Source organism: Streptomyces violascens (genome assembly GCF_014649955.1).
GTDB lineage: Bacteria > Actinomycetota > Actinomycetes > Streptomycetales > Streptomycetaceae > Streptomyces > Streptomyces violascens.
On record NZ_BMUA01000004.1, the window covers coordinates 331,127 to 353,443 of the forward strand.

At 70.8% G+C, this 22,317-nt stretch carries 23 protein-coding genes and 2 tRNA genes; 19 read left to right on the forward strand and 6 right to left on the reverse strand.

The genetic code is table 11. The features are described 5' to 3' along the window. The first annotated feature begins 151 nt into the window (after window positions 1-151). The gene (locus IE206_RS12535; protein WP_162952646.1) at window positions 152-325 is read left to right on the forward strand and encodes a hypothetical protein; all 174 of its coding nucleotides are present in this window, start codon (window positions 152-154) and stop codon (window positions 323-325) included. A gap of 35 nt (window positions 326-360) precedes the next feature. On the opposite strand, the gene IE206_RS12540 is transcribed toward IE206_RS12535, so the two are convergent. Both IE206_RS12540 and IE206_RS12545 read right to left on the reverse strand, forming a co-directional pair. Continuing rightward, entirely contained in the window at window positions 361-918 is a 558-nt protein-coding gene (locus tag IE206_RS12540; RefSeq protein ID WP_189962178.1) for a CGNR zinc finger domain-containing protein, read from the reverse strand. 195 nt (window positions 919-1,113) lie between these two features. After that, complete coding sequence (locus IE206_RS12545; protein ID WP_053723613.1) at window positions 1,114-1,530, reverse strand: SsgA family sporulation/cell division regulator; 417 nt, start codon at window positions 1,528-1,530, stop codon at window positions 1,114-1,116. Window positions 1,531-1,729: 199 nt separating this feature from the next. Between IE206_RS12545 and IE206_RS12550 the strand changes: the two genes are divergently transcribed. The 4 genes from IE206_RS12550 to IE206_RS12565 all read left to right on the forward strand — a co-directional run bounded on the left by IE206_RS12550 (window position 1,730) and on the right by IE206_RS12565 (window position 2,892). Beyond that, window positions 1,730-2,131, forward strand: coding sequence for a TIGR02611 family protein (locus IE206_RS12550; protein WP_189962179.1), 402 nt, complete (start codon window positions 1,730-1,732; stop codon window positions 2,129-2,131). A gap of 52 nt (window positions 2,132-2,183) precedes the next feature. Beyond that, window positions 2,184-2,255: transfer RNA gene (locus IE206_RS12555), tRNA-Val, on the forward strand. Between the two features lie 79 nt (window positions 2,256-2,334). After that, window positions 2,335-2,781, forward strand: a complete 447-nt coding sequence (locus IE206_RS12560; RefSeq protein ID WP_189962180.1) for an SRPBCC family protein — start codon at window positions 2,335-2,337, stop codon at window positions 2,779-2,781. A gap of 39 nt (window positions 2,782-2,820) precedes the next feature. Beyond that, window positions 2,821-2,892 (forward strand) — tRNA-Val (locus IE206_RS12565). Between the two features lie 51 nt (window positions 2,893-2,943). Here the strand turns inward: IE206_RS12565 and IE206_RS12570 are convergent. Next, on the reverse strand, window positions 2,944-3,669 hold the full coding sequence (locus IE206_RS12570) for a 3'-5' exonuclease (protein WP_189962181.1): 726 nt from the start codon (window positions 3,667-3,669) through the stop codon (window positions 2,944-2,946). A gap of 191 nt (window positions 3,670-3,860) precedes the next feature. On the opposite strand from IE206_RS12570, the gene IE206_RS12575 reads away from it, so the two are divergent. The 4 genes from IE206_RS12575 to IE206_RS12590 all read left to right on the forward strand — a co-directional run bounded on the left by IE206_RS12575 (window position 3,861) and on the right by IE206_RS12590 (window position 8,398). After that, window positions 3,861-4,439 carry a DUF4365 domain-containing protein gene (locus tag IE206_RS12575; protein WP_053723617.1) on the forward strand — a complete coding sequence of 193 codons (579 nt, stop codon included), beginning with the start codon at window positions 3,861-3,863 and terminating at the stop codon, window positions 4,437-4,439. Then, the gene (locus tag IE206_RS12580; protein ID WP_189962182.1) at window positions 4,439-5,632 is read left to right on the forward strand and encodes a hypothetical protein; all 1,194 of its coding nucleotides are present in this window, start codon (window positions 4,439-4,441) and stop codon (window positions 5,630-5,632) included. The genes IE206_RS12575 and IE206_RS12580 overlap by 1 nt, the downstream gene beginning before the upstream one ends. Window positions 5,633-5,728: 96 nt before the next feature. Continuing rightward, window positions 5,729-7,711 carry a threonine--tRNA ligase gene (thrS, locus tag IE206_RS12585; protein WP_189962183.1) on the forward strand — a complete coding sequence of 661 codons (1,983 nt, stop codon included), beginning with the start codon at window positions 5,729-5,731 and terminating at the stop codon, window positions 7,709-7,711. A 126-nt stretch (window positions 7,712-7,837) separates the two neighbouring features. Then, on the forward strand, window positions 7,838-8,398 hold the full coding sequence (locus tag IE206_RS12590) for an HIT family protein (RefSeq protein ID WP_189962184.1): 561 nt from the start codon (window positions 7,838-7,840) through the stop codon (window positions 8,396-8,398). 2 nt (window positions 8,399-8,400) lie between these two features. On the opposite strand, the gene IE206_RS12595 is transcribed toward IE206_RS12590, so the two are convergent. Both IE206_RS12595 and IE206_RS12600 read right to left on the reverse strand, forming a co-directional pair. Further along, window positions 8,401-10,074 carry an AbeC-like domain-containing protein gene (locus tag IE206_RS12595; protein WP_189962185.1) on the reverse strand — a complete coding sequence of 558 codons (1,674 nt, stop codon included), beginning with the start codon at window positions 10,072-10,074 and terminating at the stop codon, window positions 8,401-8,403. 164 nt (window positions 10,075-10,238) lie between these two features. After that, window positions 10,239-12,437, reverse strand: a complete 2,199-nt coding sequence (locus tag IE206_RS12600; protein WP_189962186.1) for an elongation factor G-like protein EF-G2 — start codon at window positions 12,435-12,437, stop codon at window positions 10,239-10,241. A 273-nt stretch (window positions 12,438-12,710) separates the two neighbouring features. Here IE206_RS12600 and pgsA point away from each other — a divergent pair, with 273 nt between their 5' ends. Genes pgsA through IE206_RS12615 form a run of 3 tightly spaced genes read left to right on the forward strand, consistent with a single transcriptional unit; the run spans window position 12,711 to window position 15,417 of the window. Continuing rightward, window positions 12,711-13,367, forward strand: a complete 657-nt coding sequence (pgsA, locus tag IE206_RS12605) for a phosphatidylinositol phosphate synthase (RefSeq protein WP_189962187.1) — start codon at window positions 12,711-12,713, stop codon at window positions 13,365-13,367. Next, a complete protein-coding gene (locus IE206_RS12610; protein WP_189962188.1) occupies window positions 13,364-14,260 on the forward strand; it encodes a phosphatidylinositol mannoside acyltransferase in 897 nt (298 codons plus the stop codon). The genes pgsA and IE206_RS12610 overlap by 4 nt, the downstream gene beginning before the upstream one ends. Continuing rightward, on the forward strand, window positions 14,257-15,417 hold the full coding sequence (locus IE206_RS12615; RefSeq protein ID WP_189962189.1) for a glycosyltransferase family 4 protein: 1,161 nt from the start codon (window positions 14,257-14,259) through the stop codon (window positions 15,415-15,417). Before IE206_RS12610 ends, IE206_RS12615 begins: the two co-directional genes overlap by 4 nt. A gap of 79 nt (window positions 15,418-15,496) precedes the next feature. On the opposite strand, the gene IE206_RS12620 is transcribed toward IE206_RS12615, so the two are convergent. Beyond that, the gene (locus IE206_RS12620; protein WP_189962190.1) at window positions 15,497-16,648 is read right to left on the reverse strand and encodes a hypothetical protein; all 1,152 of its coding nucleotides are present in this window, start codon (window positions 16,646-16,648) and stop codon (window positions 15,497-15,499) included. 164 nt (window positions 16,649-16,812) lie between these two features. On the opposite strand from IE206_RS12620, the gene IE206_RS12625 reads away from it, so the two are divergent. From IE206_RS12625 to ruvB, 7 genes are all read left to right on the forward strand, one after another. Next, window positions 16,813-17,358: a LemA family protein gene (locus IE206_RS12625; protein ID WP_189962191.1), complete on the forward strand. Its 546-nt coding sequence runs from the start codon at window positions 16,813-16,815 to the stop codon at window positions 17,356-17,358. 132 nt (window positions 17,359-17,490) lie between these two features. After that, on the forward strand, window positions 17,491-18,411 hold the full coding sequence (gene pdxS, locus IE206_RS12630) for a pyridoxal 5'-phosphate synthase lyase subunit PdxS (RefSeq protein ID WP_189962192.1): 921 nt from the start codon (window positions 17,491-17,493) through the stop codon (window positions 18,409-18,411). Window positions 18,412-18,418: 7 nt separating this feature from the next. Continuing rightward, on the forward strand, window positions 18,419-19,003 hold the full coding sequence (gene pdxT / locus IE206_RS12635) for a pyridoxal 5'-phosphate synthase glutaminase subunit PdxT (RefSeq protein WP_189962193.1): 585 nt from the start codon (window positions 18,419-18,421) through the stop codon (window positions 19,001-19,003). A 62-nt stretch (window positions 19,004-19,065) separates the two neighbouring features. Next, window positions 19,066-19,818, forward strand: a complete 753-nt coding sequence (locus tag IE206_RS12640) for a YebC/PmpR family DNA-binding transcriptional regulator (protein WP_189962194.1) — start codon at window positions 19,066-19,068, stop codon at window positions 19,816-19,818. A 119-nt stretch (window positions 19,819-19,937) separates the two neighbouring features. Further along, the gene (ruvC, locus tag IE206_RS12645) at window positions 19,938-20,468 is read left to right on the forward strand and encodes a crossover junction endodeoxyribonuclease RuvC (protein ID WP_189962195.1); all 531 of its coding nucleotides are present in this window, start codon (window positions 19,938-19,940) and stop codon (window positions 20,466-20,468) included. Beyond that, window positions 20,465-21,070: a Holliday junction branch migration protein RuvA gene (gene ruvA, locus IE206_RS12650; protein ID WP_189962196.1), complete on the forward strand. Its 606-nt coding sequence runs from the start codon at window positions 20,465-20,467 to the stop codon at window positions 21,068-21,070. Before ruvC ends, ruvA begins: the two co-directional genes overlap by 4 nt. A 76-nt stretch (window positions 21,071-21,146) precedes the next feature. Further along, the gene (gene ruvB / locus IE206_RS12655) at window positions 21,147-22,238 is read left to right on the forward strand and encodes a Holliday junction branch migration DNA helicase RuvB (protein WP_189962197.1); all 1,092 of its coding nucleotides are present in this window, start codon (window positions 21,147-21,149) and stop codon (window positions 22,236-22,238) included. Window positions 22,239-22,317 lie beyond the last annotated feature (79 nt).

Consider the following 22,317-nt stretch of genomic DNA (forward strand, 5'->3'; position numbering starts at 1 on the left):
CGCGGGGGCGCGGGGGCGCGTCGCCCGCGCGCGTCGCTGCCTCCGCGCGCTGCAAGATCGGGTCCGCGCGTTACAAGATCGGGCGAACTCCCGCTTCCTATGGGCGTGTTGGTATACCCATGCGGTGCGACTGGGTCATCATCGCCCCGAGATGCTGGACACTTCCCAGGGCTCCACCCCTGCACCGACCGACAAGCCGAGCGCGCCCGACCCGCAGGCGCGGGGCTGTCTCTTCGCGCTCTCCCAACCGCCCCTGATGATTTTCCTGGGGGTGATCGGCTGCCTGCTGCTCATGGCGGCCGTGCACGACCTCTTCCTGCTCTGAGCGTTCGTGCTCCGAGAGCCGCTTCCCGCGGGTGCTCAGCCCGCGGCCTCCTTGCGCCGGGCCCGGTACGCGGCCACGTGCAGGCGGTTTCCGCAGGTGCGGCTGTCGCAGTAGCGGCGGGAGCGGTTGCGTGAGAGGTCCACGAAGGCCCGTCCGCAGTCCGGCGCCTCACATCTGCGAAGACGTTCCTGCTCACCGGTCACCACGATGAAGGCGAGCGCCATGCCGCCGTCGGCGGCCAGGTGGTCGGCCACCGAGGCGCCGGGCGCGAAGTAGTGCACGTGCCAGTCGTAGCCGTCGTGGTCGGTCAGCTGCGGGGTGGTGCCGGCCGCCGCGACCAGCTGGTTGACGAGCTCGGCGGCAGTGTGGGCGTCGGGCGCCGCGAAGATCTCGGCGAACCTGCTGCGGACGGCCTGGACGCCCAGGAGGTCACCGTTGGAGAGACGCTCCACACCGCTCACGCTGTGGTCCTGGACGAAGCCGTACAGCGCGTCCACGTCCGCGAGACGGTCGGTGTCCTCGCTCTCCGGCGCGGTGTTCACCAGATCGACCACCATGTCGAGCGCGATCCGGGTGTCGTGAGGGATCAGCACGATTCGCTCCCTGGCCTGCGGCGGGCGGGCGCCCGTCGATGCTGGCCGACTCTAGCGGCTCGCGTCACCAGCGCACCGGCGCCGTCCCCCACGACGGCTTTCGTGGGGGACGGCGCCGATGACTGCCGTTATGTGGTTGTCCGCGCGGCGCCGTCGCCCCGAGTCGGACGGCGCCGTGCGGCTCTCTGCCTGGCCTCAGTTGTTCTCGGCCAGGATGTGCGAGAGTTCCGTGTCGAGATCGAAGTGACGGTGCTCGGTGCCGGGCGGCACCGCGGCGTCAGTCCGTTTCAGGAACGACTCCAGGGCCCGCGCCGGGGCTTCGAGCAGGGCTTCTCCTTCCGGCGAGCTCAGGGCGATACAGACGACACCCTGGCCGTGGCTGCGTGACGGCCAGACTCTGACGTCGCCGGTTCCGGTGGGCCGGTGCAGGCCCTCGGCGAGGAGGTCGCGAGCGAAGACCCACTCGACGGTTTCCTCGGCTCCGGTGTGGAAGGTGGCGTGCACGGCATAAGGATCGGCCGTGTCATACCGCAGGCCCGCGGGTACAGGCAGTGAGGACTCGCTCGACACAACGAGGCGCAGGTGCAGCTCGCAGCTGACCGTGGTGTTCATAAGCGCCAGGGCCTTTCGCTCAGTGTGCGCTCGGGGATTCGCACGTCGGCGAAATCGACATGCCACCTACGGTGCCGTTGTAAACCCCTCTGACCGTTTTGCAGGCGTTCACGTAGCTCGTACGGCGGACTATTACTTTGCGTTATAGGTCCATTTCGGTGAACCCGTTTCAAGACACCCGTCCGGTAGGTTGGGGTGCATGGATACGGGGAGTGACGAACAGGCCGCCGCGGCCCTCGGCTCGCGGGCGCCGGCGTTCATCAAGGCGTCCAGGCCGCTGCATCTGAGCTGGCAGGTGGGCGTTTTCCTGGTGGGCCTCGCGGTCGTGGCCGCGGGCATCGTGATGCTGCCGCTGCCGGGCCCCGGCTGGCTGGTGATCTTCGGCGGCATGGCGATCTGGGCGACCGAATTCGTATGGGCCCAGCTGGTGCTCCGCTGGACGAAGCGGAAGGTCACGGAGGCTGCGCAGAAGGCACTCGACCCCAAGGTGCGGCGCCGCAACATCATCCTGACCACGGTCGGCCTGGTGATCGTCGCCACCCTCGTCGGCGTATACCTGTGGAAGTTCGGCATCGTCGTGCCGTGGAAGATCAACGAGTGACCACGCGTGGTCAAAGGCCCCGCTGACATGCGGTAATGTTTGCGGTGCGCCCGGGCGATTAGCTCAGTGGGAGAGCGCTTCGTTCACACCGAAGAGGTCACTGGTTCGAACCCAGTATCGCCCACCCGGACCGAAGGCCCGGAGATCATCTCGATCTCCGGGCCTTCGGCGTTTCCTGCCCGGCCGTCCAGCAGACTGGGGGCATGGACTGGTGCCGCTACCGCTTCCGCAGCGTCTGGGATCTGCCCGAGGCGCCCGCCGCCGTGTACGCGGTCCTGGAGCGCGCCGAGGACTACCCGCGCTGGTGGCCCGAGGTCCGCGAGGTCACGCCCCTCGACGGGCGCACCGCCACCGCCCGGCTCCGCTCGCTCGTCCCGTACGACCTGTTCGTCACCGCCCGCGAGAGCCGGCGCGATCCGGGGGGACGGGTTTTGGAGGTCGCGCTCAGCGGAGACCTCGAAGGGTGGGCGCGCTGGACGCTGTCCGCCCGCGACGGTGGAACGCGGGCCGTCTACGAGCAGGAGGTCGAGGTGCGCAAGCCGCTCATGCGGCGGCTCGCGGTGCCGGGCCGCCCGGTGTTCCGGGCCAATCACGCGCTGATGATGCGGTCCGGGAAGCGAGGTCTCGGGCGATGGCTGGATGCGGTTTGAAAGCTGGGCCCGGGGGACTGTATTGTTCAGTGCGTTCCCGGGCGATTAGCTCAGTGGGAGAGCGCTTCGTTCACACCGAAGAGGTCACTGGTTCGAACCCAGTATCGCCCACCGGGAAAGGCCGGTCCGTCCATGACGGACCGGCCTTTTTGCTGTCAACCATCAAGCCGCCGCCGGGAGTTCGGGCCGCAGTGGCCACGCCGTGTCCACCACCTCCGGGGTGCCCTGCCGGGTGAACCAGGCCTGCAGGCCGCGCGCCTGAGCCGCGTGCCAGGTCGCCTGGAGCGTGTGCAACTCGGTCGGCGTCAGCCGTTCCAGGCGGGACGCGTACCTGCGTCCCACGGCCCGGACGACCTCCAGGGCGGCCAGCGCGTCGGCCGCCGCGTCGTGCGCGCCCTCCAGCGTCACGCCGTAGTGCTCGCACAGATCGGTCAGCGTGCGGCGGCCCTTGCGGTAGCGGTCCAGGTGCTTGTCCAGGACCCGGGGATCGAGCACGCGCAGCGGGTTCTGGCCCAGGTAGTGGGACAGCGAGGCCGCGCGGTGGCGCTTCAACTCGCGGTCGAGCAGCGTCAGATCGAACGGCGCGTTCATGATGACCAGCGGCCGGCCCGCCGCACACTGCTCGGCCAGCGACCTCGCGACCTCCTCCATCACGGGGGCCGGCCAGCGCCCGTTCAGCTGGAGGTGCTCATCGGTCAGACCGTGGACCGCGGTGGCGCCCGCCGGGACGGGTACGCCCGGGTTGACCAGCCAGCGCGTGGAGCGCGGCCGGGCGTCCGGGCCGTCCTGGATCACCAGCGCGGCCGAAACTATCCGGTCCCCCTCGACGTCCACCCCGGTGGTCTCGGTGTCGAACGCCGCCAGGGGACCCTCGTACCAGCACGTCATGTCTACTCAACTCCTCGCACACTCCTGGCAGATGGCGTGCTTCCCCTGCCCGATTCCGTGATACCCGGGCCGTTTGCGACATACGCCGTTTGCGGGGACCCGAGTACGGAGACAACACTGGTGACGGGACTGGAGTTTGACGGGCCGTCACGGGGAAAGTTCGGCACAGTTCCGGAAGGCATACGACAGCCATGGCGCTCGCGCAGCCCGATCCGGCCGCGCCCGGGCACGGTCTGCTGCCCGAGCGGATCGCACCGCTGCGCGGCTCGCTCGCCACCACCGCCTGCATGGAGACCCTTCAGGTGGGCTACCTGCACGCGGTGGCGGCGGCAGCGGGGTGTTCGCTGTCGCAGCCCTTTCCGGACAACGGGATCGACTGGCACGTGAGCCACAGCGCTCCCGGGCACACGGTCGACGACGAAGTGACGATCAAGGTGCAGCTCAAGTGCACGTACCAGATACCGCCGCATCCGCCGGGCGGGGCCTTCTCCTTCACGCTGGACAACGCGCACCTGGTGAAGCTGGCCCGCACGCCCGTGTCGGTGCACAAGATCCTGGTCGTGATGCTGGTGCCGAGGAGTCAGGACGAGTGGCTGCGCGCGGGCCACGACCGCCTGGCGCTGCGGCACTGCTGCTACTGGACCAATCTGGCCGGACACCCGGTGACCGGCCGGCGCAGGACCACGGTGCGAATACCGACCTCGCGGATCTTCGACGACCGCGCGCTCTGCGAGATCATGACGCGGGTCGGGGTGGGAGGGAGGCCCTGATGCGCTGGTCCGACGATGAGCTCGGCGGGATTCTGCCGGGTCCCGGCCAGGTCGATCCGGCAGTGCTCGGGGTGCTGCTCCACCGGCACGGCTGGCAACGGCGCGGGGGAGCGGCGGGGCGCTACGCGCGCTGGACGCCGCCCGGGGCGATCGGCTCCGGCATGAGCCTCCTCGTCCCGGAGAGCCGGGCCTACCCCGACAGCGAGGACCTGCTCGGCGAGGCGCTCACCGCGCTCGCCCGCAGCGCCGCGCCCTCCGCACGCGAGGTGCTCGTCTCGCTCGCGGTGCCCAGCGACGAGGTGCGCTGGTGGCGCGAGGTGCCCGAGGGGCCGGCCGGCGCCGCCTCCTGGAGCGAGCAGGAACAACTGCGCGGCGCCGCCCACCGGATGCTGCTCGCGGGCGCGCTCGCCGTGCGCGGACCGGCCGGGTACTACGGGGCCCGCCACCGCAGGCAGGCCCTCGCCTCCCTGGAAGGCGTCCTCGTCGAGCCCGGCCCGGGCGGCGGGCTCACCGCGTTCGTACCGGTGGTGTCGGGGCGGCCCGCGGTGGTGTGCCTCTACGCGGCGCTCAACGCGGTGCGGGACGCGGTCGACTACCAGCGCACCACCGGCGGGATGGAGGCCTTCGACGCGGCCGTGCGCGCGGGCGTCAGCAGAGAGCTGACCGAGTCCGTGGTCGCCCTGGTGCGCGGTACCGAAGGCGTGCGCGTCGCCCTCGAATGGGCGCCGGCGGCCGGGGTGCCCGCCGGGTGTGCGGCCCGGCCCGAGCCCGTCGACTTCTCGCCCGGCGACCTGCCCGCCCTGCGCGAGGCCGGCGCCCGCTACCTCAGCGACGAGCCGTCCCTGCCGGTGCGGATCACCGGCGCCGTGGTGCGGCTGCGCCGCTCGGGACCGCGCGGCTCCGGCGTCGTACGGCTGCGGGTCCTTGCCGGGGCGGAGGTGCCCCACGTACGCATGGAGCTCGACGAGGAGGCGTACCGCATCGCCGGGCACGCGCATCTGGTCGGGCTGCCGATCCGGGTCGTGGGGCGCCTGGAGAGCCGGGGCGGATTCCGGCGCCTGTCCGCCGCCCGCGAGGTGACCCCGGTACAGGTGGACGACGCCGAGCGGGACCGCCTGATGAAGTCCCTCCAGGAGAACCTCGACTTCTTCGAGGAGGCCTGCGGAGCGGATGCCGACCCGGCGGCCGACTGAGTCGCCGTATCCGTTTCGCGGCGTACCCCACCGGCTCGGTAGGATCGTCTCGCGTACGCGACACGCTGCGCGCCCCCCTACGGCAGGAGAAGTCCGGTGTCAGACGTCCGTGTGATCATCCAACGCGATTCCGAGCGGGAAGAGCGCGTGGTGACGACGGGCACTACGGCCGCCGAGCTCTTCGCCGGTGAGCGCACCATCGTCGCGGCCCGCGTGGCCGGCGAGCTCAAGGACCTCGCGTACGAGGTGAAGGACGGCGAGGAGGTCGAGCCCGTCGAGATCTCCTCCGAGGACGGCCTCAACATCCTGCGCCACTCCACCGCGCACGTCATGGCCCAGGCCGTCCAGGAGCTCCACCCCGAGGCCAAGCTCGGCATCGGCCCGCCGGTCCGGGACGGCTTCTACTACGACTTCGACGTCGAGAAGCCGTTCACGCCCGAGGACCTCAAGGCCATCGAGAAGAAGATGCAGGAGATCCAGAAGCGCGGCCAGCGCTTCTCTCGCCGCGTCACCACCGATGAGGCCGCCCGGGTCGAGCTCGCCGACGAGCCGTACAAGCTGGAGCTCATCGGTCTGAAGGGCAACGCCGCGCAGGCCGCCGACGGCGCGGACGCGGAGGTCGGCTCCGGCGAGCTGACCATCTACGACAACCTCGACGCCAAGACCGGCGAGCTGTGCTGGAAGGACCTGTGCCGCGGTCCGCACCTGCCGACCACCCGCAACATCCCGGCGTTCAAGCTGATGCGCTCGGGCGGCGCGTACTGGCGCGGCAGCGAGAAGAACCCGATGCTGCAGCGCATCTACGGCACCGCCTGGCCGACCAAGGACGAGCTGAAGGCGCACCTCGACTTCCTCGCCGAGGCCGAGAAGCGCGACCACCGCAAGCTCGGTGCCGAGCTCGACCTGTTCTCCATCCCGGAGGAGCTGGGCTCCGGCCTCGCGGTCTTCCACCCCAAGGGCGGCATCGTCCGGCGGGAGATGGAGGCGTACTCGCGCAAGAAGCACGAGGACGCGGACTACGAGTTCGTGAACACCCCGCACATCTCGAAGGAAGAGCTCTTCGTCACCTCGGGGCACCTGCCGCACTACGGCGACGGCATGTTCCCGCCGGTGGAGTTCGACGGGCAGAACTACCGCCTCAAGGCGATGAACTGCCCCATGCACAACCTGATCTTCAAGGCGCGCGGCCGCTCCTACCGTGAACTGCCGCTGCGGCTCTTCGAGTTCGGCACGGTGTACCGGTACGAGAAGTCGGGTGTGGTGCACGGTCTGACCCGTGCGCGCGGCTTCACCCAGGACGACTCGCACATCTACTGCACCAAGGAGCAGATGCCCCAGGAGCTCGACTCGCTCCTGACCTTCGTGCTCGACCTGCTGCGCGACTACGGCCTGGACGACTTCGAGCTGGAGCTGTCCACCCGCGACCCGGAGTCGGACAAGTTCATCGGCTCCGACGAGGCCTGGGAGGAGGCCACCGACGCGCTGCGCCTGGCGGCCGAGAAGCAGGGCCTCCCGCTGGTCCCGGACCCGGGCGGCGCCGCGTTCTACGGGCCGAAGATCTCGGTGCAGGCCAAGGACGCGATCGGGCGGTCCTGGCAGATGTCGACCATCCAGGTCGACTTCAACCAGCCCGAGCGGTTCGGCCTGGAGTACACCTCGACCGACGGGTCGAAGCAGCAGCCGGTCATGATCCACCGCGCCCTGTTCGGCTCCATCGAGCGCTTCTTCGCCGTGCTCCTGGAGCACTACGCGGGCGCGTTCCCGGCGTGGCTGGCCCCGGTCCAGGCGGTCGGCATCCCGATCGGCGACGCCCACATCCCGTACCTCCAGGAGTTCGCCGCCGAGGCGAAGGCGAAGGGGCTGCGGGTCGAGGTCGACGCGTCCTCGGACCGGATGCAGAAGAAGATCAGGAACCAGCAGAAGCAGAAGGTTCCGTTCATGATCATCGTCGGTGACGACGACATGAACGCGGGCACGGTCTCCTTCCGTTACCGCGACGGGTCGCAGGAGAACGGCATTCCGCGCGACGAGGCGATCGCGAAGATCGTCGATGTGGTGGAGCGCCGCGTGCAGGTGTGACCCGCTCCCCGCACACGCGGGGGTGGTCCGCACCCGCCGACCGCGTTGTCCCCGCCGCCGCGGGGGTCGGCCCCCGGGGAGTGATCACTTCCCGGGGGCCTTTCTCGTCCCCGTACGCGAAGTCATATGCTTCCCACCATGACGAGTGAGCCGGAACAGCAGATCGGGGTCGGTGTCCAGGACGCGTTCCAGCGTCTGTGGACGCCCCACCGGATGGCATATATCCAGGGTGAGAACAAGCCGACCGGCCCGGACGGCGGTGACGGCTGTCCCTTCTGCTCGATTCCGGCCAAGTCCGACGAGGACGGGCTGGTCGTGGCCCGTGGCGAGCACGTGTACGCGGTGCTCAACCTGTACCCGTACAACGGCGGGCACCTCATGGTCGTCCCCTACCGGCACGTCGCCGACTACACCGAGCTGGACGCCACCGAGACCACCGAGCTGGCGGAGCTCACCAAGCAGGCGATGACGGCGTTGCGGACCGCTTCCGGGGCGCACGGATTCAATCTGGGCATGAACCAGGGCACCGTCGCCGGTGCCGGGATCGCCGCCCATCTGCACCAGCACATCGTGCCGCGCTGGGGCGGCGACACCAACTTCATGCCGGTCGTCGGCCACACCAAGGTGCTGCCCCAACTCCTCGCGGACACCCGCAAGATGCTGGCCGACGCCTGGCCGCAGGACTAGTCCTACGCGTCGTACAGGTCCGCCTTCCTCGGGGCCGCGTCCTGGACCATGCCGCTGAGGATCATCGAGCGGTTGGTGAAGCGGTCGGTGTTCACTCCGTGCTCGTCCAGCACCTTCATGGCGGCGGAGTGCACCACCCGCAGCACGGGGGTGGCGGCCCGCATCGCGTCGTCGGCCATGAAGCGGTGGCGCCAGGGCTTGTCGGCCCAGGCGTGCCGGAGGCCGAACGGCTCGGGCAGCGCTATCTTGCCGCCCAGGTAGTCGAGCAGCGGCGGGTACCAGGTCAGCGGAGCCCGCGCGGCCAGGCGCACCACTTCGGTGGCGTCGACCAGGGGGAGCGGGATCGTCTTCTTCTCCCAGAACTTGAAGGTCTTGTCGACCTCCTTGGTCTTGGGCGCCGGCTTGGTGGTGAACAGGGCGTGGACCGGGCCGAGCGCATGCCCGGTCACCTCGATCCGCAGCGTCTCGTGCAGCACGGTGACGGTGACCATCATGGTGATGACCAACTGGCCGTCCCAGAGCGTGAACTGGACGCCGAGGTAGTGCCGGTTGCCGCTGGAGAACTGCTGCTCGTTGCAGATCCGCTGGATCTCGTGGGCGCGTACCTGGAAGTTGTCGATGTCCTGGCCGCTGGGCCGTGACACCTCCTTGGCGCCCTCGCCGATGGGTGAGACCACCCAGTTCTTGATGGACGGGGTGGGGAAGCCGCCGGTGTGCAGGGGGCCGCGCTCCAGGAGCTGGAGGCGGTCCTGGATGGCCCGTATGACGTCCCAGCTGCGGAAGCCGTGGATTTCCTTGCCGGCTTCCTTGGGCTCCAGTTCCTCGGCGAGCTGCCAGCTGCCCCAGCGGGTGCCCATGCCCAGTATTCCCTTGGGCCCCGCGTAGAAGACGATGTTGCTCTGGTCCTCGGCGGCCAGCTTGACCAGGGACTGGCGCAGCTGTTCCGCGGAGCCCGCCGCCGAGCTCTTGGGCACCGCCTCGGGGATCTTGGCGCCGATGCCGCCGCCGCCCAGGAGGCTGTCCCAGCGCGAGCGCAGGTCCCGCGCGGTCTTCTCGCAGATGAGCTTCGACCAGTACCAGCCGACGATCGGGGCCACGATCATCGCGCGCAGGTAGAGGGCGAGGAAGCCGTGGAAGGGCAGTTTGATCAGGAAGATCACGGCGAGGATGCCGGCCGCCGCGAGCAGGATGGTGCCGAGCGCGCCGGCCCGCCGGTCCTTGGCCCCGGCCAGTGTGCGGCGCAGCTGGAAGAGGCCGAGCCAGAGCAGCAGGCCGGGCAGGAAGAGCAGCCCGAACACGACCATGACCAGGGTGAGTCTGGTGTCCCGCTCCTTGCGGATGCGGATCGAGGCCAGACAGTGCTCGACGATGGTCCCGGGCTCGGTGCCGAAGGACTGGATGATGCCCTTGCGGGTGGCGCCGAGCATCCGGGACTGCACGGCGCGCGAGAAGGCCTCGCCGAGGTTGGGTTCGAAGAGTGACAGCTTGCCCTTCTTCACCTCTGACTCGTGCCATTCGCTGTTGGCCTTGAGTATGTCCTCGACCGGGCTGTCCCGGTACGCGGCCGAGGCGAGCGCCTGGGTCGCGGCCGTCTGGCCGGCGGAGCCCTGGAGCGGCACCTGTGGCCTGGGCAAGAAGTCGAAGAATGGCTCTTCCGTCGTCACTGCCGCCCCCATCGCCGCACACCGTCGCTCTGCGACACGTTCCCGACTGCCGTACCCCGCACACCTGCTGAGCTGGGACCACAGCGTATCGGGGTCACAGGCTGCCCGTCAGGGGACGTCGGAATGCCGCCCACCGCAAGGAGATTGTGGTGGGCGGCATTCTGATGCTCTGTCAATTATCGCCCTTCTTCTGCCTGTTCGCGAATTTTGTCGGCGAGCTGGGGCGGCATCGGCTCGTGCCGGGCGTAGCTCCGGCTGAACCGTCCGGTGCCGTGGGAGAGGGACCTGAGGTCGAGCGCGTACCGGCCGATCTCGATCTCCGGGATCTCGGCGCGGACCAGCGTGCGGCCCGGGCCGGCCTGTTCGGTGCCGACCACCCGGCCGCGGCGGCCGGACAGGTCGCTCATCACGGGGCCCACGTAGTCGTCGGAGACCAGGACCTGGACCTCGGCGACCGGTTCGAGCAGATGGATACGGGCCTCGGCGGCCGCCTCCCGCAGGGCGAGCGCGCCGGCGGTCTGGAACGCCGCGTCGGAGGAGTCCACCGAGTGCGCCTTGCCGTCCAGGAGCGTGATCCGCACGTCGACCAGCGGATACCCCGCGGCCACGCCCTTGGCCGCCTGGGCCCGTACGCCCTTCTCCACGGACGGGATGAACTGGCGCGGGACCGAGCCGCCGACCACCTTGTCCACGAACTCGATGCCGCTGCCCGGAGGCAGCGGCTCCACGTCGATCTCGCAGATCGCGAACTGGCCGTGGCCGCCGGACTGCTTGACGTGCCGGCCGCGCCCCGCCGCCTTCGCGCCGAACGTCTCGCGCAGCGACACCTTGTGCGGCACGACGTCGACCTGGACGCCGTACCTGCTGCGCAGCCGCTCCAGGGCGACCTCCTTGTGGGCCTCGCCCAGGCACCACAGGACCAGCTGGTGGGTGTGCGGGTTCTGTTCGAGCCGCATCGTCGGGTCCTCGGCGACGAGGCGCGACAGGCCCTGCGAGAGCTTGTCCTCGTCGGCCTTGCTGTGCGCCTCGATGGCCAGCGGGAGGAGCGGGTCGGGCATGTCCCAGGGGGCCATCAGGAGCGGGTCGTCCTTGCCGGACAGGGTGTCGCCGGTCTCGGCCCGGGACAGCTTGGCCACACACGCGAGGTCGCCCGCGACGCACTTGGTGAGCGTGCGCTGCTGCTTGCCGAAGGGCGAGGACAGCGCGCCGATCCGCTCGTCGACGTCGTGGTCCTCGTGGCCGCGGTCCTCCATGCCGTGGCCGGACACGTGCACCGTCTCGTCGGGGCGCAGGGTGCCGGAGAAGACCCGTACCAGGCTGATCCGGCCCACGTACGGGTCGGACGAGGTCTTGATCACCTCGGCGACCAGCGGGCCCTCGACCGCGCACGAGGGCGTCGGGCGCGGCTTGCCCTGCGGGGTCGTGATCTCGGGGGCCGCCCGCTCCAGGGGGGAGGGGAAGCCGCCCGTGATGAGTTCGAGGAGTTCGATCGTGCCGAGGCCCTGCTTGGCACCCTCGGCGGCCGGAGCTGCGGCCAGGACCGGGTGGAAGGTGCCGCGCGCCACCGCCCGCTCCAGGTCCGCGACCAACGTCTTGAAATCGATGTCCTCGCCGCCGAGGTAGCGGTCCATGAGGGTCTCGTCCTCGCTCTCCGCGATGATCCCCTCGATGAGCCGGTTGCGGGCCTCCTCGATCAGCGGGAGCTGGGCCGCGTCCGGCTGGGTCTCCTTGCGCTCGCCGGACTCGTAGTCGAAGACCCGCTGCGAGAGCAGCCCGGTCAGGCCGGTCACCGGCGCGTGCCCGTCGGGGCCGGCCGGGCCGTGCACCGGGAGGTACAGCGGGAGCACCGCGTCGGGGTCGTCGCCGCCGAAGGCCTCGGCGCAGATCCCGGTCATCGCGTCGAAGTCGGCGCGGGCCGCCTCCAGGTGCGTGACCACGATCGCGCGCGGCATCCCGACGGCCGCGCACTCGTCCCAGACCATCCGGGTGGAGCCGTCCACGCCGTCGGCCGCCGAGACGACGAAGAGCGCCGCGTCCGCCGCTCGCAGACCGGCCCTGAGTTCCCCGACGAAGTCGGCGTATCCGGGGGTGTCCAAGATATTGATCTTGAAACCGCCCCATTCGACCGGAACCAGCGACAGCTGTACGGAGCGCTGCTGCCGGTGCTCGATCTCGTCGTAGTCGGAGACGGTCCCGCCGTCCTCGACCCGGCCCGCGCGGTTGACGGCCCCCGCCGCCAGCGCGAGCGCTTCCACCAACGTGGTCTTCCCGGATCCGGTGTGGCCGACCAGCACCACGTTCCGTACGGATGAGGGGTGGTCGGCCGCTGTAGCCCTGCCGGCGGCCCCGGGGTGTGCGTTTGCCTTGTCGCCCATGTCCGTTCCTCCCGGTTTCGTGCGCGGTGAGGTGGTGAGGGGGGCGCGGACACGCGGACTCCGCGTGCGGAGGCGGCATCTGCGACGCCCGCGGTAATTCGAGCTTTCCACTCCGGTCACTGTGCGTCCATACGTCGTACGGGATCGCACGCGGACAGTGGCCCGCCGGTCACGCGGCGGGTGCCCGGCGGTGCGGCCGCGCAGTCGTGGCTACGATGGGTCGGCCGGTGGCCAGCAGGGGCCGCGCGGCCACACCGACCCCTCGGGAAGGCCATGCTGAACAAGTACGCGCGTGCATTCTTCACGCGTGTCCTCACGCCGTTCGCCGCATTTCTGCTCCGCCGCGGAGTCAGCCCCGACGCGGTGACCCTCATCGGTACGGCCGGAGTGATGGCGGGTGCGCTGGTCTTCTTCCCCCGTGGAGAGTTCTTCTGGGGCACCATCGTCATCACCCTCTTCGTCTTCTCCGACCTGGTCGACGGCAACATGGCGCGCCAGGCCGGGATCTCCAGCCGCTGGGGCGCCTTCCTCGACTCGACGCTCGACCGGGTCGCCGACGGCGCGATCTTCGGCGGCTTCGCCCTCTGGTACGCCGGGCAGGGCGACGACAACGCGCTGTGCGCGGTGGCCATCTTCTGCCTGGCCAGCGGCCAGGTGGTGTCGTACACCAAGGCGCGCGGCGAGGCGATCGGGCTGCCGGTCGCGGTCAACGGCCTGGTGGAGCGGGCCGAGCGGCTCGTGATCTCGCTGGTCGCCGCGGGCCTGGCCGGACTGCACGCGTTCGGTGTGCCGGGCATCCAGGTGCTGCTGCCCATCGCGCTGTGGATCGTGGCCGTGGGCAGCCTCGTCACGCTGATCCAGCGCGTGGTGACGGTCCGCCGGGAGTCCGCCGAGGCCGACGCGCAGGCGGCCGGTGAGGCGGGCGCATGAAGGACAGGCTGACCGACGCGCTGTACGGCCTGGGCTGGGCCACCGTCAAAAAGCTGCCGGAACCCGTCGCCAACGGGCTCGGCCGGCGCATCGCCGACCAGGTGTGGAAGCGGCGCGGCAAGAGCGTGTTGCGCCTGGAGTCCAACCTGGCGCGCGTCGTTCCCGACGCCACCCCGCAGCGGCTCGCGGCCCTCTCGCAGGCCGGCATGCGCTCCTACATGCGGTACTGGATGGAGTCCTTCCGGCTGCCGTCGTGGAGCAAGGACCGGATGGCGAGCGGCTTCGAGCCCGAGGACGTCCACCACCTCGTGGACGGCCTCGCGTCCGGACGCGGAGTCGTCCTCGCCCTGCCCCACATGGGCAACTACGACCTCGCGGGCGCCTGGGTCACCACCAAGCTGGACACCCCGTTCACCACGGTCGCCGAGCGCCTCAAGCCCGAGACGCTGTACGACCGCTTCGTCGCCTACCGCGAGAGCCTCGGCATGGAGGTCCTGCCGCACGTCGGCGGCTCCGCCTTCGGCACGCTGGCCCGGCGGCTGCGCGCGGGCGGCCTGGTCTGCCTGGTCGCCGACCGCGACCTGTCGGCGTCCGGCGTCGAGGTCAAGTTCTTCGGCGAGACGACCCGGATGCCCGCCGGACCGGCCATGCTGGCCCAGCAGACCGGCGCGCTGCTGCTTCCGGTGACGCTCTGGTACGACGACTCGCCCATCATGAAGGGCCGGGTCCACCCGCCCATCGAGGTGCCCGAGACAGGTGACCGGGCCTCCAAGACGTCCTCGATGACACAGGCGCTGGCCGATGCCTTCGCCACCGGAATCGCCGACCACCCGGAGGACTGGCACATGCTGCAACGGCTGTGGCTCGCCGACCTCGAGGAGCGACGGCCGTGAAGATCGGCATCGTCTGCCCGTACTCGTGGGACGTCCCCGGCGGCGTCCAGTTCCACATCAGGGACCTCGCCGAGCACCTCATTCGCCTCGGCCACGAGGTCTCGGTGCTCGCCCCCGCCGACGACGAGACCCCGCTGCCGCCCTATGTCGTCTCGGCGGGCCGGGCCGTCCCGGTCCCGTACAACGGCTCGGTGGCGCGGCTCAACTTCGGGTTCCTGTCGGCCGCGCGGGTGCGGCGCTGGCTGCACGACGGCACCTTCGACGTCATCCACATCCACGAGCCGGCCTCGCCCTCGCTCGGGCTGCTCTCGTGCTGGGCGGCGCAGGGTCCCATCGTGGCGACGTTCCACACCTCCAACCCCCGATCGCGCGCGATGATCGCGGCGTACCCGATCCTGCAGCCCGCCCTGGAGAAGATCAGCGCGCGCATCGCGGTCAGCGAGTACGCGCGGCGCACCCTGGTGGAACACCTCGGCGGCGACGCGGTGGTGATCCCCAACGGCGTCGACGTCGACTTCTTCGCGAAGGCCGAGCCGAAGAAGGAGTGGCAGGGCCAGACCCTCGGCTTCATAGGGCGCATCGACGAGCCCCGCAAGGGCCTGCCGGTCCTCATGAAGGCGCTCCCCAAGATCCTCGCCGAGCGCCCGGAGACCCGGCTGCTCGTCGCGGGCCGGGGCGACGAGGAGGAGGCGGTCGCCTCCCTGCCGCCCGAGATGCGCTCGCGGGTCGAGTTCCTGGGCATGGTCAGCGACGAGGACAAGGCGCGGCTGCTGCGCAGCGTGGACGTGTACGTCGCGCCCAACACCGGCGGCGAGAGCTTCGGGATCATCCTGGTCGAGGCGCTGTCGGCGGGTGCCGCGGTCCTCGCCAGCGACCTGGACGCCTTCGCGCAGGTCCTGGACCAGGGCGCGGCGGGCGACCTCTTCGCCAACGAGGACGCCGACGCGCTCGCCTCGGCGGCCGTACGCCTGCTCGCCGACCCGGCGCGCCGCGCGGGCCTGAGCGAACGCGGTTCGGCCCATGTGCGGCGGTTCGACTGGGCGACGGTCGGCGCGGACATTCTCGCCGTGTACGAGACGGTGACGCACGGGGCGGCGGCGGTGGCCACGGACGAACGCACCGGATTCCGGGCGCGGTTCGGGCTGGCCAGGGACTGAACTCCGGCCGGATTGGGGGAGTGAGGCCCCGGGGCGCATCGCCGCCGGGTGCTGTCGGGCCGGGTCCGGGCCCGCCGTGTCAGGCCGGGGTCAGCAGCGGCCACACGTCGGCTGCGGCCGCGGTGCCCCACACCGGGTCGCCGTGTCCGTAGCCCGCCACCACGCGGAAACCGACCCGGTCGCTGCCGCCGGCCCGGATCAGCTCGGCGCCCCGGGGGTGGTCGCCCCGGCCGAGTTCCATGTTGACCCAGACCACCTCGGCCCGGATCGCCGCCCAGTCGATGACGTACCCCGTGCCGTCGGCGGCCCACACCGACATCAGGTCGCGGAGCAGCGCGTTCGGCACGAGCCCGCTGCCCAGCGCGGCGGTCGCCCCGGCCCAGACCCCCAGCGGGGTGCGGTCGAGCGCGAACCGGTCCTCGGCGGGGCTCGCCCCGAACGCGTACGTCCCCGCGCTGAAGCCCTGCCGGTAGATCCAGTTGGTGAGCCCGGGCAGTGAACTCGTGCGGATCAGCGCGAAGTGCGCGAGCCCCGCGTTGGTGAACCGGGCCGAGGGGCCGGGCGGCCACGGCACCGCGCTCGCTCCGCCGGGATCGGCCACGGCACGCCCCAACAGCCCTTTCAGGCCAGGGTCGTTGACGTAGGCGCCCTGGTCGATGAGCCCCTGGAGCGCGGTGCGCGACTGTGCGGCGCGTACCGCGAGATCACCTGTGTACGGGCCCGTCGTGTCGAGGGCGACCACCCGGCGCAGCCGGTGCGAGGTGTCCGTGGACGCCAGGTCCAGGGCGAGCACGGCCCCGGCCGAGTGGCCCACGAACTGGTGGGGGAGCGGAAGGACCCCGGTCACGGCGTCGATCACCGAGCGGGCGTCGCGGGCGTGTGCGGCGAGGCCCCGGTCGGCCGTGATGTCCGCGGCCGGGGCCAGGTCCTCGCGCGGGGAGATCCCCACCACCAGCCGGCCCGTGCCCCGCAGGTGGTGGGCGAGGTTGTGGTCGCGCGGAGTGAAGAAGTTCGCGGCGAAATTGAGCCCGCCACCGGGCAGCAGGAAGGCGATGCCGGTCGGCGGACGGCGGGTGTCGGCCACCACGTCGACGCCGAGCGGCACGCCCTGGCCGCCGGTCGTGAACCGGGTGTGCGCCCAGCCGTCCCCGTGCTCGACCCGCGCGTCCCGGCCGCCGAGCACCTCGGCGATCCGCCGTGCCGCGTCGCGCGGGACCGCAGCTCCCGCCATACTCCCGGTCACCAACTGGCGTGCTTTCACAGCCCGTTCCCCCTGCCTGTCCGATCGGCCCGTATCAAGGGATCCAGCCTTCCCTACGGCACCCCGCCTTCCAAGAGCGGGCCCGTCCCCCGGGCGGGACGGCCGCCCCCGGCGCCCCGGTAGCCTTGCGGCCCGTGACCGTAACCCTCATCTGGATCGTCGTCGCCCTCGTCGCGATCGGCCTCTATCTCAGCTGGACCGCCGGCCGGCTCGACCGGCTGCACACCCGCATCGACGCGGCCCGCGCCGCCCTGGACGCCCAACTGCTGCGCCGCGCCTCGGTCACCCAGGAACTGGCCACGAGCGGGGTGCTCGACCCGGCCGCCTCGATCGTCCTGTACGAGGCCGCGCACGCGGCACGGCAGGCGGAGGAGGAGCACCGGGAGGTCGCCGAGAGCGAGCTCAGCCAGGCGCTGCGGGCGGTCTTCGGGGAGCCCGCGCAGATGGAGGCCGTACGGGAGGCGCCGGGCGGTGTGGAGGCCGCCGAGGAGCTGGCGCAGGCGGTGCGCAGGGTGCCGATGGCGCGGCGCTTCCACAATGACGCCGTACGGGCGGCGAGGGCGCTGCGCAGGCACCGTACGGTGCGCTGGTTCCGCCTTGCGGGCCATGCTCCGTTCCCGCTGGCCTTCGAAATGGACGACGAGCCGCCGACGGCACTGGCCGACCGGCCGGGGACGTGATCCTGAGGCACCTTTGGAACGGCTGACCGGGGAAAACGATCCACCGGGTATGCATTGGCCCTTGATGTGGACTGGTTGTCCAGGGTTCTCTCGGGGCAGCAGAATCCCTTCTTCACTCAGTGAGGTCGCTCCGTGTCCAGCACGCCTTCCAGCACCCCCCAGTCCGACAGCCCCGCCCTCGGCACCGCCCGCGTCAAGCGCGGCATGGCCGAGCAGCTCAAGGGCGGCGTGATCATGGACGTGGTCAACGCCGAGCAGGCGAAGATCGCCGAGGACGCGGGCGCCGTCGCCGTCATGGCCCTGGAGCGGGTTCCGGCCGACATCCGCAAGGACGGCGGCGTGGCCCGGATGTCCGACCCGAACATGATCGAGGAGATCATCGGCGCGGTCTCCATCCCGGTGATGGCCAAGTCCCGGATCGGCCACTTCGTCGAGGCCCAGGTCCTGCAGTCGCTCGGCGTCGACTACATCGACGAGTCCGAGGTCCTCACCCCGGCCGACGAGGTCAACCACAGCGACAAGTTCGCCTTCACGACGCCGTTCGTGTGTGGTGCCACCAACCTGGGCGAGGCCCTGCGCCGCATCGCCGAGGGCGCGGCCATGATCCGCTCCAAGGGCGAGGCCGGCACCGGCAACGTCGTCGAGGCCGTCCGCCACCTGCGCCAGATCAAGAACGAGATCGCCAAGCTGCGCGGCTTCGACAACAACGAGCTGTACGCCGCCGCCAAGGAGCTGCGCGCCCCGTACGAGCTGGTCAAGGAAGTCTCCGAGCTCGGCAAGCTTCCCGTCGTGCTGTTCTCCGCCGGTGGCGTGGCCACCCCCGCCGACGCCGCGCTGATGCGCCAGCTCGGCGCCGAGGGCGTCTTCGTCGGCTCCGGCATCTTCAAGTCCGGCGACCCGGCCAAGCGCGCCGCCGCCATCGTGAAGGCCACCACCTTCTACGACGACCCGAAGATCATCGCGGACGCCTCCCGCAACCTGGGCGAGGCCATGGTCGGCATCAACTGCGACACCCTGCCCGAGACCGAGCGCTACGCCAACCGCGGCTGGTAGTCCCATCATGAACACCCCCGTGATCGGTGTCCTGGCCCTCCAGGGCGACGTACGGGAGCACCTCATCGCCCTGGCCGCGGCGGACGCCGTGGCCAGGCCGGTCAGGCGCCCCGAGGAGCTCGCCGAGGTGGACGGCCTGGTCATACCCGGCGGCGAGTCCACCACCATCTCCAAGCTGGCCGTGCTGTTCGGCATGCTGGAGCCGCTGCGCGAGCGGGTCCGCGCGGGCATGCCCGTGTACGGCACCTGCGCCGGGCTGATCATGCTCGCCGACAAGATCCTCGACCCGCGTTCGGGCCAGGAGACCATCGGCGGCATCGAGATGATCGTCCGCCGCAACGCCTTCGGCCGCCAGAACGAGTCGTTCGAGGCGACCGTGGAGGTTTTGGGCGTCGGCCCCGTAGAAGGCGTGTTCATCCGCGCGCCCTGGGTCGAGTCCGTCGGCGCCGAGACCGAAGTGCTCGCCGAGCACGGCGGCCACATCGTCGCCGTACGCCAGGGCAACGCGCTGGCGACCTCGTTCCACCCCGAGCTCACGGGCGACCACCGTATGCACGCGCTGTTCGTGGACATGGTGCGCGCCGCAGTGTGACTCGGTCCCGGTAGGATCTCTGCCGAACGACGCAGAATGGGTTACGCGAAGGAGACAGGCAGATGTCCGGCCACTCTAAATGGGCTACGACGAAGCACAAGAAGGCCGTGATCGATGCCAAGCGCGGCAAGCTCTTCGCGAAGCTGATCAAGAACATCGAGGTCGCGGCCCGCACCGGCGGCGCCGACATCGACGGCAACCCGACGCTCTTCGACGCCGTACAGAAGGCCAAGAAGCAGTCGGTGCCCAACAAGAACATCGACTCCGCGCTCAAGCGCGGTGCCGGTCTCGAGGCGGGCGGCGCCGACTACGAGACGATCATGTACGAGGGTTACGGCCCGAACGGTGTCGCGGTGCTCATCGAGTGCCTCACCGACAACCGCAACCGTGCCGCATCCGACGTACGTGTCGCGATGACCCGCAACGGCGGCAACATGGCCGACCCGGGCTCCGTTTCGTACCTCTTCAACCGCAAGGGCGTCATCGTCCTGCCCAAGGCCGGGCTCTCCGAGGACGACGTCCTGGACGCCGTCCTGGAAGCGGGTGCGGAGGAAGTCAACGACCTCGGTGAGTCCTTCGAGATCATCTCCGAGGCAACCGACCTGGTCGCGGTCCGCACCGCGCTCCAGGAGGCCGGCATCGACTACGACTCGGCCGACTCCAACTTCGTCCCGACCATGCAGGTCGAGCTGGACGAAGAGGGCGCGCGGAAGATCTTCAAGCTGATCGACGCGCTGGAGGACAGCGACGACGTGCAGAACGTCTTCGCCAACTTCGACGTCTCCGACGAGGTCATGGAGAAGGTCGACGCGTAGCACCGCCACGATGTGAGCGGTTCCGGCGGGCCGATGGGACACGTCCCATCGGCCCGCCGCCGTTGTCAGTGACAGCGGATAGCCTGGCAGCAGGTCAAAGATCACCGAGGGGAGGGGCCGTGCGCGTACTGGGGGTGGACCCAGGGCTGACCCGGTGTGGCGTCGGCGTGGTCGAAGGGGTCGCGGGCCGGCCCCTGACGATGCTCGGCGTCGGCGTCGTACGGACCCCGGCGGACGCCGAGTTGGGCCACCGCCTCGTCGCCATCGAGCGCGGCATCGAGGAGTGGCTCGATGCCCACCGGCCCGAATTCGTCGCCGTGGAGCGGGTGTTCAGCCAGCACAACGTGCGTACGGTGATGGGCACCGCCCAGGCCAGTGCGGTTGCCATGCTGTGCGCATCCCGGCGCGGCATCCCCGTCGCCCTGCACACGCCCAGCGAGGTCAAGGCCGCCGTCACCGGCAGCGGCCGGGCCGACAAGGCGCAGGTCGGCGCCATGGTGACGCGGCTCCTCCGGCTCGACGCCCCGCCCAAACCGGCCGACGCCGCCGATGCGCTCGCCCTCGCGATCTGCCACATCTGGCGCGCCCCCGCGCTCAACCGGCTCCAACAGGCCCACGCCCAGCACTCCGTACGGAAGGTCACCCGATGATCGCCTTCGTCAGCGGCCCGGTCGCCGCCCTCGCTCCCGACACCGCGGTGGTCGAGGTCGGCGGCATCGGCATGGCCCTCCAGTGCACGCCCAACACCCTGGCCGAACTGCGCGTCGGCCAGCACGCCAAACTCGCCACGTCGCTGGTCGTGCGGGAGGACTCGCTGACCCTGTACGGCTTCGCGGACGACGACGAGAAGCAGGTCTTCGAGCTGCTCCAGACCGCCAACGGCGTCGGCCCCCGGCTCGCCCAGGCCGTGCTTTCCGTGCACACCCCGGACGCGCTGCGCCGCGCGTTCGCCACCGGCGACGAGAAGGCGCTCACCGCGGTGCCCGGCATCGGCAAGAAGGGCGCCCAGAAGCTCCTGATCGAGCTGAAGGACCGGCTCGGCGCGCCCGTCGGCAACGCCCCGGCGGTCGGCGCGCCGGTCACCTCGGGCTGGCGCGACCAGCTGCACGCGGCCCTCATCGGCCTCGGCTACGCGACCCGCGAGGCCGACGAGGCGGTCACCGCCGTGGCCCCGCAGGCAGAGGCCTCGGACCAGCCGAACATCGGGGCCCTGCTCAAGGCCGCCCTGCAGACCCTGAACCGCGCCCGCTGAGCCCGGGAGGTCCTGGCCGACCGGACACCCGTACCACCCGCACCATCCATCGCGACCACGATCCGAGGCACACGTCATGAACTGGGAAGACAGCTCCGACACGGCGGATCTGTCCGCGACGGCCGGTGACCGCCTCGTCGGGGCCGACGCCGACGGCGAGGACACCGCCGTCGAAGCCGCCCTGCGCCCCAAGGACCTGGACGAATTCGTCGGCCAGGAGAAGGTCCGCGAGCAGCTCGACCTGGTCCTGCGCGCGGCCCGCGCCCGCGGCGCCACCGCCGACCACGTGCTGCTCTCGGGCGCCCCCGGCCTCGGCAAGACCACCCTCTCGATGATCATCGCGGCCGAGATGGGCGCCCCGATCCGCATCACCAGCGGCCCCGCCATCCAGCACGCCGGCGACCTCGCCGCGATCCTCTCCTCCCTCCAGGAGGGCGAGGTCCTCTTCCTCGACGAGATCCACCGGATGTCGCGGCCCGCGGAGGAAATGCTCTACATGGCGATGGAGGACTTCCGGGTCGACGTCATCGTCGGCAAGGGCCCCGGCGCCACCGCCATCCCGCTGGAGCTGCCGCCCTTCACCCTGGTCGGCGCCACGACCAGGGCCGGCCTGCTGCCGCCCCCGCTGCGCGACCGGTTCGGCTTCACCGGGCACATGGAGTTCTACGAGCCCTCCGAGCTGGAGCGGGTCATCCACCGCTCGGCCCGCCTGCTCGACGTGGAGATCGACACCGGCGGCGCCGCCGAGATCGCGGGCCGCTCGCGGGGCACCCCGCGCATCGCCAACCGCCTCCTGCGCCGCGTCCGCGACTACGCCCAGGTCAAGGCGGACGGCGTCATCACCCCGGAGATCGCCTCGGTGGCACTCGGTGTGTACGAGGTTGACGCCCGCGGCCTGGACCGCCTGGACCGGGCCGTCCTCCAGGCCCTCCTGAAGCTGTTCGGCGGGGGCCCGGTGGGCCTGTCCACACTGGCGGTCGCGGTGGGGGAGGAGCGCGAAACGGTGGAGGAGGTGGCCGAGCCCTTCCTGGTCCGCGAGGGCCTGCTCGCCCGCACCCCGCGCGGCCGGGTGGCCACGCCCGCCGCATGGGCCCACCTCGGCCTCGTACCGCCGCAGCAGGGCGGTGGCGCGGCAGGAAGCGGACAACAGGGTCTCTTCGGGGCGTGACGGCGCGGAGGGTCGCACCCCGAGGAACCCCGGTGGGATGCTGGGCGTTGTTCCATCTGTGCGGACTCGCTTAGACTCC

Coding starts and splice junctions, on each gene's coding strand:
- IE206_RS12535 (WP_162952646.1), top strand. CDS start 152: ATGCTGGACACTTCCCAGGGCTCCACCCCTGCACCGACCGACAAGCCG.
- IE206_RS12545 (WP_053723613.1), bottom strand. CDS start 1,530: ATGAACACCACGGTCAGCTGCGAGCTGCACCTGCGCCTCGTTGTGTCG.
- IE206_RS12550 (WP_189962179.1), top strand. CDS start 1,730: ATGGATACGGGGAGTGACGAACAGGCCGCCGCGGCCCTCGGCTCGCGG.
- IE206_RS12560 (WP_189962180.1), top strand. CDS start 2,335: ATGGACTGGTGCCGCTACCGCTTCCGCAGCGTCTGGGATCTGCCCGAG.
- IE206_RS12570 (WP_189962181.1), bottom strand. CDS start 3,669: ATGACGTGCTGGTACGAGGGTCCCCTGGCGGCGTTCGACACCGAGACC.
- IE206_RS12575 (WP_053723617.1), top strand. CDS start 3,861: ATGGCGCTCGCGCAGCCCGATCCGGCCGCGCCCGGGCACGGTCTGCTG.
- IE206_RS12580 (WP_189962182.1), top strand. CDS start 4,439: ATGCGCTGGTCCGACGATGAGCTCGGCGGGATTCTGCCGGGTCCCGGC.
- IE206_RS12590 (WP_189962184.1), top strand. CDS start 7,838: ATGCTTCCCACCATGACGAGTGAGCCGGAACAGCAGATCGGGGTCGGT.
- IE206_RS12595 (WP_189962185.1), bottom strand. CDS start 10,074: ATGGGGGCGGCAGTGACGACGGAAGAGCCATTCTTCGACTTCTTGCCC.
- IE206_RS12600 (WP_189962186.1), bottom strand. CDS start 12,437: ATGGGCGACAAGGCAAACGCACACCCCGGGGCCGCCGGCAGGGCTACA.
- pgsA (WP_189962187.1), top strand. CDS start 12,711: ATGCTGAACAAGTACGCGCGTGCATTCTTCACGCGTGTCCTCACGCCG.
- IE206_RS12610 (WP_189962188.1), top strand. CDS start 13,364: ATGAAGGACAGGCTGACCGACGCGCTGTACGGCCTGGGCTGGGCCACC.
- IE206_RS12620 (WP_189962190.1), bottom strand. CDS start 16,648: ATGGCGGGAGCTGCGGTCCCGCGCGACGCGGCACGGCGGATCGCCGAG.
- pdxT (WP_189962193.1), top strand. CDS start 18,419: ATGAACACCCCCGTGATCGGTGTCCTGGCCCTCCAGGGCGACGTACGG.
- IE206_RS12640 (WP_189962194.1), top strand. CDS start 19,066: ATGTCCGGCCACTCTAAATGGGCTACGACGAAGCACAAGAAGGCCGTG.
- ruvA (WP_189962196.1), top strand. CDS start 20,465: ATGATCGCCTTCGTCAGCGGCCCGGTCGCCGCCCTCGCTCCCGACACC.
- ruvB (WP_189962197.1), top strand. CDS start 21,147: ATGAACTGGGAAGACAGCTCCGACACGGCGGATCTGTCCGCGACGGCC.